At 48.6% G+C, this 15,804-nt stretch carries 14 protein-coding genes; 8 read left to right on the top strand and 6 right to left on the bottom strand.

Going from position 1 to position 15,804, the window contains the following annotated elements:
- Nucleotides 1–3 precede the first annotated feature (3 nt).
- From CAFE_RS13020 to CAFE_RS13050, 7 genes are all read left to right on the top strand, one after another.
- Nucleotides 4–717, top strand: coding sequence for a TraX family protein (locus tag CAFE_RS13020; protein ID WP_228725062.1), 714 nt, complete (start codon nt 4–6; stop codon nt 715–717).
- Nucleotides 718–734: 17 nt separating this feature from the next.
- On the top strand, nt 735–1,943 hold the full coding sequence (locus CAFE_RS13025; protein WP_066650594.1) for an NADP-dependent isocitrate dehydrogenase: 1,209 nt from the start codon (nt 735–737) through the stop codon (nt 1,941–1,943).
- A gap of 37 nt (nt 1,944–1,980) precedes the next feature.
- Nucleotides 1,981–2,622: a redox-sensing transcriptional repressor Rex gene (locus CAFE_RS13030; RefSeq protein ID WP_066650593.1), complete on the top strand. Its 642-nt coding sequence runs from the start codon at nt 1,981–1,983 to the stop codon at nt 2,620–2,622.
- 76 nt (nt 2,623–2,698) lie between these two features.
- The gene (locus tag CAFE_RS13035; protein WP_066650592.1) at nt 2,699–3,256 is read left to right on the top strand and encodes a LemA family protein; all 558 of its coding nucleotides are present in this window, start codon (nt 2,699–2,701) and stop codon (nt 3,254–3,256) included.
- Nucleotides 3,257–3,432: 176 nt separating this feature from the next.
- On the top strand, nt 3,433–5,289 hold the full coding sequence (locus CAFE_RS13040) for a DUF2207 domain-containing protein (RefSeq protein WP_166525140.1): 1,857 nt from the start codon (nt 3,433–3,435) through the stop codon (nt 5,287–5,289).
- Nucleotides 5,290–5,346: 57 nt separating this feature from the next.
- The gene (locus tag CAFE_RS13045) at nt 5,347–6,285 is read left to right on the top strand and encodes a LysR family transcriptional regulator (protein ID WP_156990905.1); all 939 of its coding nucleotides are present in this window, start codon (nt 5,347–5,349) and stop codon (nt 6,283–6,285) included.
- A gap of 74 nt (nt 6,286–6,359) precedes the next feature.
- Entirely contained in the window at nt 6,360–7,505 is a 1,146-nt protein-coding gene (locus CAFE_RS13050) for a 5-methyltetrahydropteroyltriglutamate--homocysteine S-methyltransferase (protein ID WP_156990906.1), read from the top strand.
- 73 nt (nt 7,506–7,578) lie between these two features.
- Here the strand turns inward: CAFE_RS13050 and CAFE_RS13055 are convergent, their stop codons facing one another.
- Both CAFE_RS13055 and CAFE_RS13060 read right to left on the bottom strand, forming a co-directional pair.
- Nucleotides 7,579–8,499 carry a hypothetical protein gene (locus CAFE_RS13055; protein WP_083210305.1) on the bottom strand — a complete coding sequence of 307 codons (921 nt, stop codon included), beginning with the start codon at nt 8,497–8,499 and terminating at the stop codon, nt 7,579–7,581.
- Nucleotides 8,500–8,522: 23 nt separating this feature from the next.
- Nucleotides 8,523–9,710: a tRNA(Met) cytidine acetate ligase gene (locus CAFE_RS13060; RefSeq protein ID WP_156990907.1), complete on the bottom strand. Its 1,188-nt coding sequence runs from the start codon at nt 9,708–9,710 to the stop codon at nt 8,523–8,525.
- Nucleotides 9,711–9,827: 117 nt separating this feature from the next.
- Between CAFE_RS13060 and CAFE_RS13065 the strand changes: the two genes are divergently transcribed.
- On the top strand, nt 9,828–11,078 hold the full coding sequence (locus CAFE_RS13065) for an acetate/propionate family kinase (protein WP_066650579.1): 1,251 nt from the start codon (nt 9,828–9,830) through the stop codon (nt 11,076–11,078).
- A 112-nt stretch (nt 11,079–11,190) separates the two neighbouring features.
- Here the strand turns inward: CAFE_RS13065 and CAFE_RS13070 are convergent, their stop codons facing one another.
- The 4 genes from CAFE_RS13070 to CAFE_RS13085 all read right to left on the bottom strand — a co-directional run bounded on the left by CAFE_RS13070 (nt 11,191) and on the right by CAFE_RS13085 (nt 15,798).
- Nucleotides 11,191–11,811 (bottom strand): V-type ATP synthase subunit D, encoded by a 621-nt coding sequence (locus CAFE_RS13070; RefSeq protein WP_066650578.1) that lies wholly within the window; start codon nt 11,809–11,811, stop codon nt 11,191–11,193.
- A complete protein-coding gene (locus CAFE_RS13075; RefSeq protein ID WP_156990908.1) occupies nt 11,804–13,297 on the bottom strand; it encodes a V-type ATP synthase subunit B in 1,494 nt (497 codons plus the stop codon). Before CAFE_RS13075 ends, CAFE_RS13070 begins: the two co-directional genes overlap by 8 nt.
- 60 nt (nt 13,298–13,357) lie before the next feature.
- Nucleotides 13,358–15,118, bottom strand: coding sequence for a V-type ATP synthase subunit A (locus tag CAFE_RS13080; protein WP_066650576.1), 1,761 nt, complete (start codon nt 15,116–15,118; stop codon nt 13,358–13,360).
- 83 nt (nt 15,119–15,201) lie between these two features.
- A complete protein-coding gene (locus tag CAFE_RS13085; protein WP_066650574.1) occupies nt 15,202–15,798 on the bottom strand; it encodes a V-type ATP synthase subunit E in 597 nt (198 codons plus the stop codon).
- Between the last annotated feature and the right edge of the window lie 6 nt (nt 15,799–15,804).

The following is a 15,804-nucleotide window of genomic DNA, read 5'->3' on the forward strand; positions in this document are numbered from 1 at the left end:
GAGTTGGACACGTCGGTGAAAAAACTTTCGGCAAATACAATCAAATGGATTGCGATTGCCGCAATGCTGATTGACCACGTCGCGTGGGGCTTTGTACCGACCTATTCCGCAGCCGGACAGTTGATGCATATCATCGGCAGAATCACGGCGCCGACCATGTGCTTTTTTCTGGCGGAAGGATATGCACATACGCACAATTTTCAGAAATATGCTTTCAGGCTCGGCCTGTTCGCGCTGATTTCCCATATTCCTTTCGTTCTGTTCGAAACGGGGAAGCCACTGAGTTTTTTCCCTTTCAGCGTAATCTACACCCTGTTTCTGAGCCTTCTGGCAATTCGTGCCAGCGATAAAATAGAGAATCCATTTCTCCGAACACTGGCGGTTATTGCTCTTTGTGTTCTCTCGCTCCCGGGGGACTGGATGTTCTTTGATATTCTTTTTACCCTTGCCTTCTGGCAAAATCGGGGGAATTTCCGCCTTCAGATTCAATCGTTTTCCATCATGTCAATTACAATGGTCTTGCTCAGTACATTTTCCTCAGTTACGATGGGGCGTCCGCTTTACAGCGAGCTGTTTCAGGCGGGTGTTTTCCTGTGCCTGCCGATTCTTTCGCGTTACAGCGGAGAACGCGGCGGCGGACGTTACTCCAAATGGACGTTTTATATTTTTTATCCCGCGCATTTACTGGTGCTTGGATTGACTAAGCTTTTTATTTAGGATCGGAGGATGTTGCTATGGCAGAAAAAATAAGGATGCGGACCCCTCTTGTCGAAATGGACGGGGACGAAATGACCAGAGTGATCTGGAAGCAGATCAAAGATATTTTGCTGGAGCCCTATATTGACCTGAAAACGGAGTATTATGACCTTGGACTAAAACACCGCGACGAGACGGAGGATCGTGTGACCGTTGAAGCGGCGCAGGCGATCGAAAAATTCGGCGTCGGTGTAAAATGCGCCACCATTACCCCGAACGCGGACCGGGTGAAAGAGTATGAATTGAACCAAATGTGGAAATCTCCGAATGGGACGATCCGTGCGATTCTGGACGGCACGGTTTTTCGCACTCCGATTCTGGTCAAGGGAATCACGCCGCTGGTTCCGGCTTGGAAAAAGCCGATTACGGTGGCCCGCCATGCTTACGGCGACGTATACAGAAATGTGGAAATGGCTGCCGCCGCGGGCTCAAAAGCGGAACTGGTAATTACGGATGCCGCCGGAAACGAAGAACGAATGACGATCCATGAGTTTCAGTCGTCCGGCATTGTTCAGGGAATCCACAATCTTGATGAGAGTATTTCCAATTTTGCTCACTCCTGTTTTCGGTTCGCTCTTGGTGAAAGAAAAGATATTTGGTTTTCCACAAAAGACACGATTTCCAAAACATACGATCACAGGTTTAAAGATATTTTTCAGGAGATTTTTCAAAAAGATTATGAGGAAAAATTCAAAAAGGCTGGAATCACTTATTTTTATACGCTGATCGACGATGCTGTTGCGCGCGTGATCCGCTCAGAGGGCGGGTTCATCTGGGCCTGCAAAAACTATGACGGCGATGTCATGAGCGACCTGGTTGCAACGGCGTTCGGAAGTCTGGCCATGATGACCAGCGTACTGGTTTCGCCAAAGGGAGTCTATGAATATGAAGCCGCCCATGGTACGGTTCAGCGGCATTATTACCGGCACTTAAAGGGAGAAAAAACTTCTACCAATCCGCTTGCTACTTTGTTCGCCTGGACGGGCGCGCTGAAAAAGCGCGGCGAGCTTGACGGAATTTCGGAACTTTCCGATTTTGCCGAAAAACTGGAGCTTGCATCGATTCGGACGGTGGAAAGCGGAACAATGACGGGTGATCTATCGGGAATATCAACTTTGCAAAAGAAAAAAACAGTGGATACGGAAACTTTTTTGGATGCCGTTCGCAGAACTATGGATCAGCTTTAATCAGTTTCATGTTTCACTTGAATTGGAGGAATGCGTCATGTCAAGACGTGAAAAGGTTTCTATGTCGGTAATCAGGCGTCTGCCGCGTTATTACCGCTTTTTGATTCATTTAAAAGAGAAAGGCGTCACGAGGATTTCTTCGACGGAGCTTTCAACTAAGCTGGGCCTTACCGCTTCTCAGATTCGTCAGGATCTGAATTGCTTTGGCGGCTTCGGCCAGCAGGGCTATGGATATATCGTTAGTCAGCTCTGTGACGAAATCGGCAATATACTCGGTCTTTCCGGTAAATATCCCACCATTCTGTTCGGCGCCGGGAACCTTGGCCGAGCAATCGGCACCCATATGTCGTTTGAGTCGGAGGGGTTCCGACTGATCGGGATATTCGACAATTCACCGGAGCGAATTGGGATGGAGCTTGCAAACCTGAAAGTGAGGGATGTTGCGGGGCTGGAAGAATTCTGCAAAAAGGAAAAGCCGGTCATGGCGATTTTCTGTGTGCCCAGAACTGCGGCTGGCGAACTTGCCGAACAGCTCTATAATCTTGGAATTCGCAATTTCTGGAATTTCAGCCATTATGATCTTTCCATGCGGTACCCCGACGCCATTGTTGAAAATGTTCATCTGAATGACAGCCTTATGACTTTATGCTACCGTATTTCCGATCAGTCTGCCAAATAAACGGCAGAAAGCAGCCGCATATTTTTTGAGCTTTATCAGATCATAAGAAGCAGGTGAAACAGAAGGAGGTAATTCTATGGGCTGGATTCCGTTCGCAATTCTCTTGGGAATACTGCTGATCCTGGTTGTCTGGTGTGTTTCGGCTTACAACAGACTGATTTCATTTTCTGTCCGTGTTGACAACAGCTGGTCTCAGGTGGACGTACAACTGAAAAAAAGATTTGATCTGATTCCAAATCTGGTTGAAACGGTAAAGGGTTACGCAGCGCACGAAAAGTCTACCCTGTCGGAAGTGACGAAATGGCGCGGCGCGGCGATGAACGCAAGAACGCCGGAGGAAGCGATGGAGAATAACGCCAAGCTTTCAAGGGCAATCGTCAATCTTTTCGCGACCGCGGAACAGTATCCGGATCTGAAAGCAAATCAGAATTTCCTGAATCTGCAGGATCAGCTTCGCGAAATAGAAAGCAAAATTGCCGTTTCCCGCCAGTTTTATAATGATACGGCTATGAAATACAACGAATACGTCATGCGTTTTCCGTCAAATCTGATAGCGTCGGTGTTTCATTTCAACCGGAAAAAATACTTTGAAATCGAGGAAGCGGACCGGGCTGTCCCGCAGGTGAAATTTTGAAATCAATAATGAATCATAGGGAAGCCGGAAAAATTATCCCTAGATTACATAGGGAAGCCGGAAAAATTATCCCTAGATTACAGCTGCGGGCCTTTTTCCTATTAACGGCGGTCTTGTTCTGCTTTCTTCCTTTGACCGCCTGCTCGGATGATTCTGATAAAAACTCAAGGCAAGTGTTGCAGAAGCTGAACGTTTCCGCGGCTTTGATGGAAAACGGAGACATGACGGTCTCTGAAACATGGAAAATCAATTTAAAAGACCGCAACAAACCCTATCGGAACATCTATAAGTCCTTTTCTTTAAAAGCAGGCGAGTCCGCAGAAATTACAGATTTAACCGTTTATGACGAGGACCGGGGGATTCCCTATTCCTTTGCGGGCGATGTTGACCCGGAAAGTGTTTCCGGCGATGAAATGCAGGACCAATGTTACCTTTATCAAACCGGAAATCAGGTTGAAATCGGCTGGTTTATGCCTTCGATTGAAAAAGGCGTCCGGACGTTTACCTTTACTTACAGAATTAAAAATCTTGTCACTGTTTATCAGGACACGGCGGTTTTATATCATTATTTTCTTCCGAGCAATTTCAGCCTTCCCGTCACTGTGATGGACGGCACGATCCGCTTTCCGTCCGGCGGCAACAAAAAGAATGTACGCACGTGGCTGCATACGGATGTGAAAAGCAACCTGTCGATTGACTCCAACGATCAAATCAGTTTTACGGCCTCTTCTATTCCGGTGGGTCATTCGGTTGAAGTCCGCCTTTGCATGCCGCCGCAGTTGTTTCCGTCTTCTAAAAATGTCGTTTCCCAAGCGGTTTTGCCGGGGATTGAACAGGAAGAACAAAAATGGGCTGACGAATACGAGCGGAAGCTTCGAATGGAATTCCTGCTTGGCGTTCTTGATGCCGCCGGCGCGGTTCTCCTTCTGGGAATTACTCTGTTTTTCTTTTTCCGGCTCCGCAAAAAGAACAAGAGGCATGCGGTTGAGGTACCGGAATATACGAGAGAGATCCCGCAGGGAAACAGCCCCGGTGGTATTGCAAACCTTTATTATTTCTATTCCGGACTTCATGAAAAAGAAAAAAACAGGATGCTCAGCGCCACGCTTCTGAGCATGGCCAGAAAAGGATTCGTACAATTTGAAAGTACCGGAGACCGATTAACCGTTATTCTGACCGGGGATACAAAGGGAGAAGAGCTGACGGAAAGTGAGAAAGTTTTTCTTGAACTGATTACCACCGTCGGAGAGACATCGGGAAATCGATTTACCATGAGAGAATTTCAAAAATATGCGGAGTCTCATGGGGAATATGTCGGTCGTAAGCTGGAGGACTTTTCCGTTGCCACAAAAAGAGAGCTTTCTCAGCGGGGATATTACGAGGCACGGCCTGTTTTCTTCTCCGCATCCAAATGGGTCGGCGTGTTGTTGATTCTGTTTGCATTTGTACTCTTTGCGGGAACGGATATTCTGGGAGTTTTGCTGATTTATCTTCCTGTTTCCATGTTATTGTCCGGCATATTGTTGATGGTCGGCGGCTCGGTGAAAATGAAATTGAGCCAAAAAGGCGAAAACGAATACGGCGTTTGGCATGGACTGAAAAAATACATGGTCGAATTTTCACGCATGAAAGAGTATGGTGTTCCCCAGCTTGAGCTTTGGGAAGAATATCTGGTTTATGCAACCATGATGGGGGTTTCCGGTGAAGTATGCAAGCAGCTCAAGATGGCATATCCTCAGCTTAGGGATGAAACGTATGTTAACGGCAATTTTGCCGGCAGCTATTTATACTTCATGTTCGGGCCGAGAATTTATTGGGGTGGGCTTGCTCCGTCGCGGGGCACTTTTGACTTTGGGGCCGCGCTGGGCAGTACATTCCGGCAAGTCGGTTCGGCAGCAACCAGATTATCCAATTCGCCCATGAACGGCGGAGGAAAATTTGGAGGCGGTTTTGGAGGCGGAGGCTTCGGCGGGGGAGGATTCTCCGGCGGAGGCGGCGGGTTCGGCGGCGGCGGAGGCGGCGGCGTCCGCTGACGGCAGTTAGAGCACTTGGGCGGTACCGGCCAGGTGCTTTTGTTTTGGAGAAATATTATGACACTGAAGCAATTAAATTACATCATTGAGGTTGTTGCCCGGGGTTCTATCAATGAGGCGGCGAATTCCCTTTTCATATCTCAGCCAAGCTTGTCAAAATCAATCCGAGACCTGGAAACGGAATTTGGAATCGAAATTTTCAACCGGTCTGCAAAGGGAATATCCCTGACTGCGGAAGGGTCGGAATTTTTGTGCTATGCCCGTCAGGTAATAGAACAAACGGAATTGCTGGAGCAGAGGTATAAAAACTTGAAACCGTCCAGACAGATGTGCTCAATTTCCACGCAGCATTATGCGTTTGCGGTCGATGCTTTTGTCAATCTGATCCAAAGGAGCGATTCGGGAGAATATGAGTTTACCTTGCGTGAGACGAGGACGCATGAGATTCTTTCTGATGTACGCGATTTACGCAGTGAAATAGGGATCCTTTATCTAAGTCCTTTTAACAGGAAGGTATTGGAACGCTTTTTTCAGGAAAATCACTTGTTGTTCCACCCTTTGTTTCAAGCCGGTCCGCATATTTTTATCAGTAAGGAGAATCCGTTGGCTGGCCGGAAGGAAGTGTTTCCCTCAGATCTTGGGGAATTTCCGTATCTTTCATTTGAGCAGGGAGAGTATAATTCCTTTTATTTTGCAGAGGAACTTCAAAGCATAACCTACCATCGGAAAAGAATTCACGTCAGCGACCGGGCGACACTGTTTAATTTGCTGATTGGCCTGAACGGATATACGATTTCCTCCGGTGTGCTGAGCACTGCTTTGAATGGGACAAATATCGTTTCGGTTCCTCTTCGGATCGACGATTCCATGTTGATCGGCTGGATCGAAAATCAAAAGGTAAAACTCAGCGGACAGGCGAAGAAATACATTGCTCAGCTAAAACTTGTCATTCGGCAATACGGATTTGATATCGTTGAAAACTATAAACAAATATAATTTTTATATGTTACTGGATTTCGGCGCTCTGTGCTATACTGATAACGATAGAAAACCGCAGGGGGGTAATTACTATGAATCAGTGTGAAAATCTGAGCGCGAAACGAAAAAACGCACCGTTTCGATACGACGTCGTAGGAAGCTTTCTTCGCCCGGAGGCATTAAAGAAGGCCAGAAAAGATTATCGGGGTGGAATGATTTCAAAAGAGAAATTGAAAGAGGTTGAGGACAGAGAGATCTTAAAGCTTGTTCAAAAAGAGAAAGATGCGGGGCTTCAATCCGTCACCGATGGTGAATTCCGCCGCAGCTGGTGGCACTTGGATTTTATGTGGGGATTGCAGGGCGTTGAGCGAAAAAACCTGAAAAAGGGCTATTTGTTCCATGATGAAGTAACCCGTGGGGAAACCGCCTCGCTGTCCGGAAAGATCAGCGGTGAAAACCACCCGTTTCTAGAACATTATCGTTTCTTAAGAGAGGCGGCGGGCAACGATGTGCTTGCGCGTCAGACAATTCCCGCACCGGCTCAATTTTTGGCGGAGTTATACCGCGCGGAAAATAAAGATGCAACGGATCGGATTTATCCGGATATAGAGATGCTTATAAAGGATATTTCCTCTGCTTATCAAACGGTTTTGTCCGACCTTTATCAGGCGGGCTGCAGGAATGTTCAAATAGATGACTGCACGTGGGGAATGTTCTGCGATCAGAAGTATTGGCAGGCGCGTCAAGACAACAAGGTTGATCTGAAAAGCCTGGCCGATTTGTATTTAAAAGCGAATAATATGGCGTTGGAAAGCTGCCCGGCGGATCTGACGGTCAACACGCATGTCTGCCGCGGAAATTATCATTCCACATGGGCGGCGTCCGGCGGATACGAGCCGATTGCGGAAGTATTGTTTGGCGGCGAAAACGTATCGGCTTATTATTTGGAATTTGATTCTGACCGCTGCGGAGATTTCTCTCCGTTGCGCAATGTCCCCGCCGACAAGCTGGTTGTTCTTGGGTTGGTTTCCTCTAAAACGCCTCAACTGGAAGATAAAGAGACCCTGATCGCGCGAATTCGCGAGGCAGAGCGATATGTGCCACTGGAGCGCCTTTGCCTGAGCCCACAATGCGGATTTGCCTCCACAGAAGAGGGAAATCTTCTGACGGAAGCGGATCAGTGGGCCAAAATCGCTCTTGTCAGAGAAGTCGCGCGGGAAGTGTGGAAAGACTGCTGAATTGAAAAAAGAAGCATCTGTATGGATGCTTCTTTTTTTTGGCCGTTCCCTTCGTGTCTCTATTCGTATGCCGTTAACCAAGCAGTTCCTTCATCCATTTTTCTATTTCATCTTCATCGTGAAAAGCTGGCAGGCGGTCCATTCGGTAAAGAGACAGGTTTTCAACGTGTTTGATGGTTTCTCCAGGTTTAACCTGATACAGGGGGCTTAATGAGGAGAGCTCCGCAAAATCTTCGGTCAGGTGAATTTCGCAGGTGCTTCCCGAATCCGGATAGGCTGCCTGAGGATTTGACACAAACCTTTTAACAAGAACAATGCCGTTTAAGGCATATGCGATCCAGCCCGGCAGATTGTTGGTTCCAATTCTGAGCGGGGCCTGATTTTCGGATTCATGCCGGATGACTAGAAACCGGCTCCCACAGGAGATACGTTGATCTTTCAAATCGGTACCTGGCCACAGGTTGATTGTTCTGTTCGGCCTGCCCTCCTGCGCCTGCAAATTCTGCGGAATGACGGCCATTCCGCCTCCGGCCAACATCGTTGAAGGAAAGAGGGCAAAGACCATGGTTTCCCGGGAACAATTTTTAGCCGAGTGGACAATCATAATGTCAGTGGCTTTTTCTCCCATAATAATTTCGAAAGAAAGCTGAATTTCTTCCGGCTTCAGCTTTGGCGGGGTAAAGGTAACGCCTTCGGATTGGGTGCTGTAAACAACCGGAGCGTTGTCCGGAAAGTCAATCTGCGGTGTTTGGCATATTTGCAGACGGTGTCCTCCGTAAAGCTGATAAACCGAATTTTTGGCGGGCATGGTACTTTTTTCGTCAAGCGAGGTGTATTTATGATCAAGGTCGGTATGAAAGATATTTTGCTCATCAATAAAGCCAAACCGCAAAATTCTTGGCCCCGTCTCTATTGACACGACGCAGTCGAGGATTTCGTTGGTGATCCTGATGCAGCGTCCGAAGTCTTCATATTCCAGTTCTTGTATTTCCATGAGAAGGGACACCCTTTCTAGCATTAAAGCGTGATCACTTTTTCGGTGCGGTCTATGCCGCAGGGAGCGATTTTTGGAAGGCACAGAGCATACAGATCGGCCGCTCTGTTCTCCAGATCCGCAATTCCCTTTCCTCTGTCCTCCAGACCGCAAAGGTCGGATGAGCGGGAAATAATCGGCAATTTGGAAACGGCTCCAGCCTTTTGAAGGATTTCCGGTCCTCGTCTTCCAAGTCCCAAAATCCGGATATAGGGGGGAAGGCCGGAAGAATGGAATGCTTTCAATCCTAAAAATGCCGCGAGAACAATCCTTCGGATCCGTGCAAGCGGATACCGTTTGGTTTTAGCAAGAAAATACAGTTCTTCCAGCCCGGTCGCCTGAGCGGATGCATTGAAAATTCTGTTCTCCAAGCCTTCGCTGATGTCGGGCAGAGCTGCAAAATCATCCCTCGTCATCATTCGAAGCTGTGCAAGAATCGCTCGTTCCGCAAGGAAAAGATCCGCGGGGGCTTTTCCGGCTTTCATCTCTTCACTCAAAACCGAGTAGGCGGCAGAAGGCATTAGGGGGGAGCAGTCCCGCCCGCACCGTAGCAGTCTCCGAATCTGACCGGAGGAAGCATAAGAGCCTGCCTCACGGTCTGCGTCGTGTGCCGAACCGAAACGGCTGACGGTAACCGGCGTGATGCCGGAGCCGATCCTTTCGGCGGCTTTTATATATTCGATGCCGAGAATATTGTTGGGGTCGCGGAGCAGAGCTGCTGTTTCCGCGCCGAACAGCTGTTCCACCGCGTTTTGCCTCGCCGCCGCGAAGGTGGATCCGTTCTGAAGTGTTTTTCGCATTTCCTCCCGCAGCAATGGGGAAGACAGCGCTTTCGCCGCGGTTTTCAGCCGATCGACATTTCCGCATTCACTGCCGAACCCGATCAGGTCTGCACCGATAGCGTCAAGAAGCGCGACGCCGCATAAAGCAAAACGCTCGGCCCCCGCAACAGACCAAGGCAGGGGAAGTTCCACAACCAGATCTGCTCCGCAGAGCAGCGCCTGCCGTGCCCTGGCCCTCTTTGAGAGAATTGCCGCGTCGCCGCGCTGCACGAAATTGCCGCTCATGACGACGACGATATGCGTCGCGCCGTATGCTTTTAACTGCTTCATTAAATATTCGTGCCCATAGTGAAAAGGATTGTATTCACAGATAATACCCGCTGTTAACATTTTATAAGATAACCTTGAAATTATACCTTTCCTGTATTATGATATACTATATTACACGATTCTAAAAGCTCTTACAATAGTTCTGCTCATGAATGCGTGAAATCTTGGAGGTAAATAATGAAGGTATTGGTCATCAACGCAGGCAGCTCTTCCCTGAAATATCAGCTGATTGATATGGAGACGGAGAAAATGCTTGCAAAAGGTCTCTGTGACAGAATCGGAGTGGACGGTGCGTTCCAGCACAAAACATCCGACGGCCGCAGCAAGAAAACCAAAACAGAAATTAAAGATCATGAGGCGGCGTTTCAGCTTGTTACAGAAGCTCTTGTCGACAAAGAAGTCGGTGTTATTTCCAGCCTGAATGAAATTTCTGCAATCGGCCACCGTGTGGTTCAGGGCGGCGCGATTTTTGATAAATCCGTTCTGGTAACAGACGAAGTCATCCGCCAGATTCAAAATCTGATTCCATTGGCTCCGCTTCACAACGGTCCTGAAGTAAACGCTATTCTTGCCTGCCAGAAAGTGTTTGGAAAGGACGAGCCGCAGTGCGTTGTTTTCGATACTTCGTTCCATGCAACCATGCCCCAAAAAGCTTATATGTATGCAATTCCCTATGAGTATTATGAAAAGTATAATGTTCGCCGCTATGGGTTTCATGGTACGTCGCATCGGTATGTAAGCAACCATTGCGCACATCTGATGCACCAGCCTCTTGAAGATATTAAAATGATTACCTGCCATATTGGCAACGGCTCTTCCATCGCAGCCATTCAAAACGGCAAAGTGATCGACACCAGTATGGGCCTGACTCCGCTGGACGGTTTTATGATGGGTACTCGTTCCGGTTCTCTGGATCCTTCCATTGTGACTTTTATTATGGAAAAGGAAGGTCTTACTCCGAAGCAGATGGATGAGATCCTGAACCGCAAATCCGGCATGTATGGCATCTGTGGCTACAGCGATGACCGCGATGTAACGAAAGCGGAAATCGGCGGCGACCCGAAAGCGATTCTTGCTCACGAAATGCTGAACTATCAGATTGCCAAACAGATCGGAGCTTATGCGGCGGCTTTGAACGGCGTGGACTGCATCGTTTTTACCGCGGGCCTCGGTGAAAATCAGCCTCCAATGCGCTATTCCATCTGCAAAAGCTTGAAATATCTTGGGGTTAAGATTGATCCGATCAAAAACGATGAGCTCGTTCTTGGCAAGGAAGGCAAGATTTCCGCTTTTGATTCCACCGTTTCCGTTTACGTCATTAACACAAATGAAGAACTCGTCATCGCCCGCGATACAAAGAATATTGTCAGCAGGCTCGAATACGCGTCGGCACCGGATAAGACCAACGTCGACCCGGAAGACGTCTGACTTGTAAACTTTCACAAACAGCCTTAATAGAAGCAGCGTTGAGTTGTTTTTTCTTTATAGTGGAACATTTTCCATTTCATAGAAAAGAGGCTTCCCGGGCGGGAAGCCTCTTTTATGCGGTTTTGCTGGCTTTTTGCCGTTTGATGATTTTCATACGCGAGAAATCTTCACGATCCTTTTCCTCCAGCGCCTCGGTGATGGTTTTCACCGTCTGCTCGAAGCGGGGTATCATGATATTTTTCAGCGCGTTTGCGCGTTTCTGCGTTTTCTTTACCGCGTTAGCCAGTCTGTAAACGCTGTTTTCGACTTCAGCCAGTTCGGCGGTCAGTTTTTTCACTTCATCGAATTTCAGATAAGCCCGGTCGAGCAGGATGTTTGTGGACATTAAGCCGAACGGAACCTGAGCCTTTTCCGCATGAAGGGATACCATGGGGATTTCAACGCCCATTACGCTGCGGTAAGCGACATTCAGCCCGTTTTCCACAGGAACGGTCTGGGAGAGCTCCTTGACAATACCGAGCGTGATGTTGGCTCGCTGAAGAGCGGCGTATGCTTCTTCGTAAGCCTTGTCGATCTTACCCTGAAGCTGATTCGCCCTGTCGATCAGCGCCATCATTTCGCGGATTAAAATGTTGCGTTTCCGGTCTAGCAGTTCAAATCCGGATCGGGAGAGCTCCAGTGACTTTTTAGTAGACAGAAGATTCCCTTTGGTGGGTACGATCTGTTCACTCATTTTCGCCGCCTCCGTTGCCGCTTTCTTCTTCAGAGTCTTCACCAATCTTGTTTACATGATCCCAGAGAACCTGAGACGCCCTGTCCTTAGCGTTGTCGGTTGACAAACGTTTCTTTGCAGGTTCGTAATACTGATCCAGCATCTGATCGTCAACGCGGTCCAACGCTCCGCGTGGAAGGGTCGCGAGCAGTTCCCAGCCAAGGTCGAGGCTCTGCTCGATGGAGCGGTTTTCGGAAGGCCCCTGATTTACAAAATGTGATTCAAACAGTTTGCCGAATTCCAGATATTTCTTGTCATCGGGAGACAGCTCTTCCTCACCGATGACGGAAGCAAGCGAACGGACATCCATTACTTTTGCGTAGGATGCGAAGAGCTGGTTGGAAAGCGCCGAATGGTCCTCACGCGTATATCCTTTTCCGATACCATCCTTCATTAAACGCGAAAGGGAGGGGAGAACGGCAACCGGAGGATAAATCCCCTGTCCGTCCAGAGAACGGTCCAGTACAATCTGCCCTTCCGTAATATATCCCGTCAAGTCCGGAACCGGGTGCGTTACATCGTCATTCGGCATGGTCAGAATCGGGAGCTGTGTGACAGAGCCGGTTTTACCCTTCACCATGCCGGCGCGTTCGTAGAGGGATGCAAGGTCGGAATAAAGATAACCAGGGTATCCCTTTCTTCCGGGAATTTCACCCTTAGAAGAACTGAATTCGCGCAGAGCTTCCGCGTAAGCGGTCATATCCGTCATAATGACGAGAATATGCATGCCCAACTCAAAAGCCAGATATTCTGCGACGGTCAGCGCACAGCGCGGAGTCAGAATCCTTTCGATGATCGGATCGTTGGCCAGGTTCTGAAACATGACGACCCGCTGCAGGATACCGGATTCACTGAACGACCGGCGGAAATAATCCGCAACGTCGTTTTTTACGCCCATTGCTGCAAAAACAATCGCGAATTCACCGTTTTCGTCGCTGATTCTTGACTGGCGGGCAATCTGGACGGCGAGTTCATTGTGCTTCATACCGGAACCGGAAAAAATCGGAAGTTTCTGCCCGCGGATCAGCGTCATGAGCGTGTCTATCGTGGAAACGCCTGTATTGATATAGTTTTTCGGATAGATTCTTGAGACCGGGTTGATCGGAGTTCCGTTAACGTTGGCTCTTTTTACGGGGAAGATATTCCCCAAGCCGTCAATCGGCCGTCCGGAACCGTCGAAAACGCGTCCCAGCAGTTCGGGAGAGAGCGGCATTTCCATTGGACGGCCGGTCAGTCTGGTTCGCGTGTTGGTCAGGGAAATTCCGCGGGTTCCCTCAAAAACCTGAATGACGGCACGGTTTCCTTCCATTTGCACAATTCGGCCCTGTCGAATGCTGCCGTCATCCAGACGGATGCCCACAACCTCTTCGAAAAATGCGTCCTGAACGTCGTCAAGAACGATCAGGGGGCCGTTAATATCTTTTACGCCGATATAATCAAGAATCATGTGAAACCGCCTTCCAATCAATCATTTTAACAGTACGATGCCAGCGGGGAAACATGCCCGTTAAGCAGAAACGATCTTGGAGAGAGTACTGTCAATCTCTTTGATATAGTCTTCAAACATTTCCGGTTTGTTGTTCGGAATATCATATTTCATCTTGACCAGCTTGTCAAAAAGACCGGTTTGCAGAATGCCGGAAATCGGTATGCTGGCGGAAATTAAATGTTTTGCCTTTTGATAAAGATAAAGGATGACCTTCATCATCAGCTTTTGCTTTTCGAGAGGCACATAGGTATCCTCCGCATGAAAAGCGTTCTGCTGTAAAAAGCCGACGCGAATGACCCGGGCGATTTCAATAATCAGTTTTTGGTCGTCTGGAAGAACATCCGAACCGATCAGCTTTACAATTTCCATCAGTTTGTTCTCCTGCTGAAGAAGATTATTGATCCTCTTGCGGTACTGGATGAAATCATTCCCGACATGTTCCGTGTACCAAGGGTCAAGGTCGGAGAAATATTCGCTGTAGCTTTGCATCCAGTTTATCGCGGGGTAGTGACGCGCATAGGCAAGCGCTTTATCCAGCGCCCAGAAGCAGCGGGTGAAACGCTTTGTATTTTGGGTGACGGGCTCGGAGAAATCGGAGCCTTGCGGAGATACAGCCCCGATAATGGTTACCGACCCTTCCGATTCGTTCAAATTTTTTACCATGCCTGCGCGTTCGTAAAATTCGGCAAGACGGCTGGGCAAATAGGCGGGGAAGCCTTCTTCTGCGGGCATTTCCTCCAAACGGCCGGAAATTTCCCGCAGGGCTTCCGCCCAGCGGGAGGTAGAATCCGCCATCAGCGCGACATGATAACCCATATCGCGATAATATTCGCCAAGGGTAATGCCGGTATAGATGGATGCTTCACGGGCTGCCACCGGCATATTGCTTGTATTGGCAATCAACACGGTCCGGTCCGTCATCGGACGGCCGGATTTTGGGTCGGTCAAGTCTGAAAATTCCTCCAGAACCTGACTCATTTCATTGCCGCGTTCGCCGCATCCGACATAAATGATAATATCCGCGTCGCACCATTTGGCAAGCTGATGCTGCGTCATGGTTTTACCGGTGCCGAAGCCGCCAGGAATCGCCGCCGTACCGCCTTTGGAAACCGGAAACAGTGTGTCGATGACGCGCTGTCCGGTGATTAAAGGAATGTTGGGCGGTAGATGTCCCAAAACCGGACGCGGGGTCCGGATCGACCACTTCTGGCATAGGGAAAGTTCATGCATTTTGCCGAACTCATCCTTTAATTCCACAACCGTATCGTTTACATGGTATTTCCCGTTCGGTTTGACGGATGCAACCGTACCGGAAAGTCCCGGCGGCACCATGCATTTGTGGCGGATGATCGGTGTTTCCGGCAATTCGGCATAGACTTCGCCGCCCTTTAAAAGGTCCCCTTCTTTTACCGTAACCGTCACGTCCCATTCGCGGCTCTCGTCAAGCGCGGCAATATTGCTGCCGCGGGCGATGAACGAACCGGATTCTTTGGCGATTTCCTTTAAAGGACGCTCGATCCCGTCAAAAATATTATCGAGGATCCCGGGGCCAAGGGTGACATTCATCGGGCTTCCAGTGCCGTAAATCGGCTCTCCGGGGCGCAGGCCGGTTGTTTCCTCATAGACCTGGATCGTGGTTAAATGGTCTGAAACACCGATCACTTCGCCGACCAGACGCTCGTTTCCAACATACACCATTTCCATCATGGAAAAACTGCGGGATTCCCTGACGGTTACTACAGGCCCGTTGATTCCGTATATCGTATCCTGATTATCCATAAATTCATCTCCGATAACACTAATCCGTTAAAAACTGCTGAAATACCGCAGCGCATTCATGACGGGCGGATCTTCAGCAATTTTCAGACAACGGCCATACCAGACTGTTCTTCGAACCATTCGCGTTGATTTTCCAGAAGGGTGTCGAGAGTTCCATCCGCCGACAGCCCCATGTTGTCGTTTCGAGCCCTGATTCCGCCGATTCGTATGCTTTCAAGGACTTGAAAGGAACAGGTACTGCCAAAAGAGTCCCGGATCAGATCTTCGTATTTTTCATCACCGGATTTTAAGAAAATCACCGTTCCCTCATTCTGCAGCACTTTGGAAAATTGTTCGGCTGACTTTTTCAAAAAGTCTGTGTAGCGTTCTGTTTTTGTAAATTCCACCAGTTTGTCCGCGGAACGCTGAAAAACTTCATCTGTAATCTTTTGCCTTTTTTCCAGCAGCTGACGTTTCAAGGCCATATCCCGAACAGCCATTTCCTTCACGATGCTGATCCGCATCTGACTCATTTCTTTTTGAATCATGCGGTAGCATTCCGTCAGGACTTCTATTTCCGCCTCGCCGAGTTCCTTCTGTTTAAACGAAGCGATTTCATCCTCTATCTTTTTACGTTGCTCTTCTGCGTAGTGATTAATGGCAATATAAAATTTGTCTTTTTTCTCGTCGATATTAGCCATTTATGA

The organism is Caproicibacter fermentans, assembly GCF_009746625.1.
In the GTDB taxonomy this organism is placed as follows: domain Bacteria; phylum Bacillota; class Clostridia; order Oscillospirales; family Acutalibacteraceae; genus Caproicibacter; species Caproicibacter fermentans.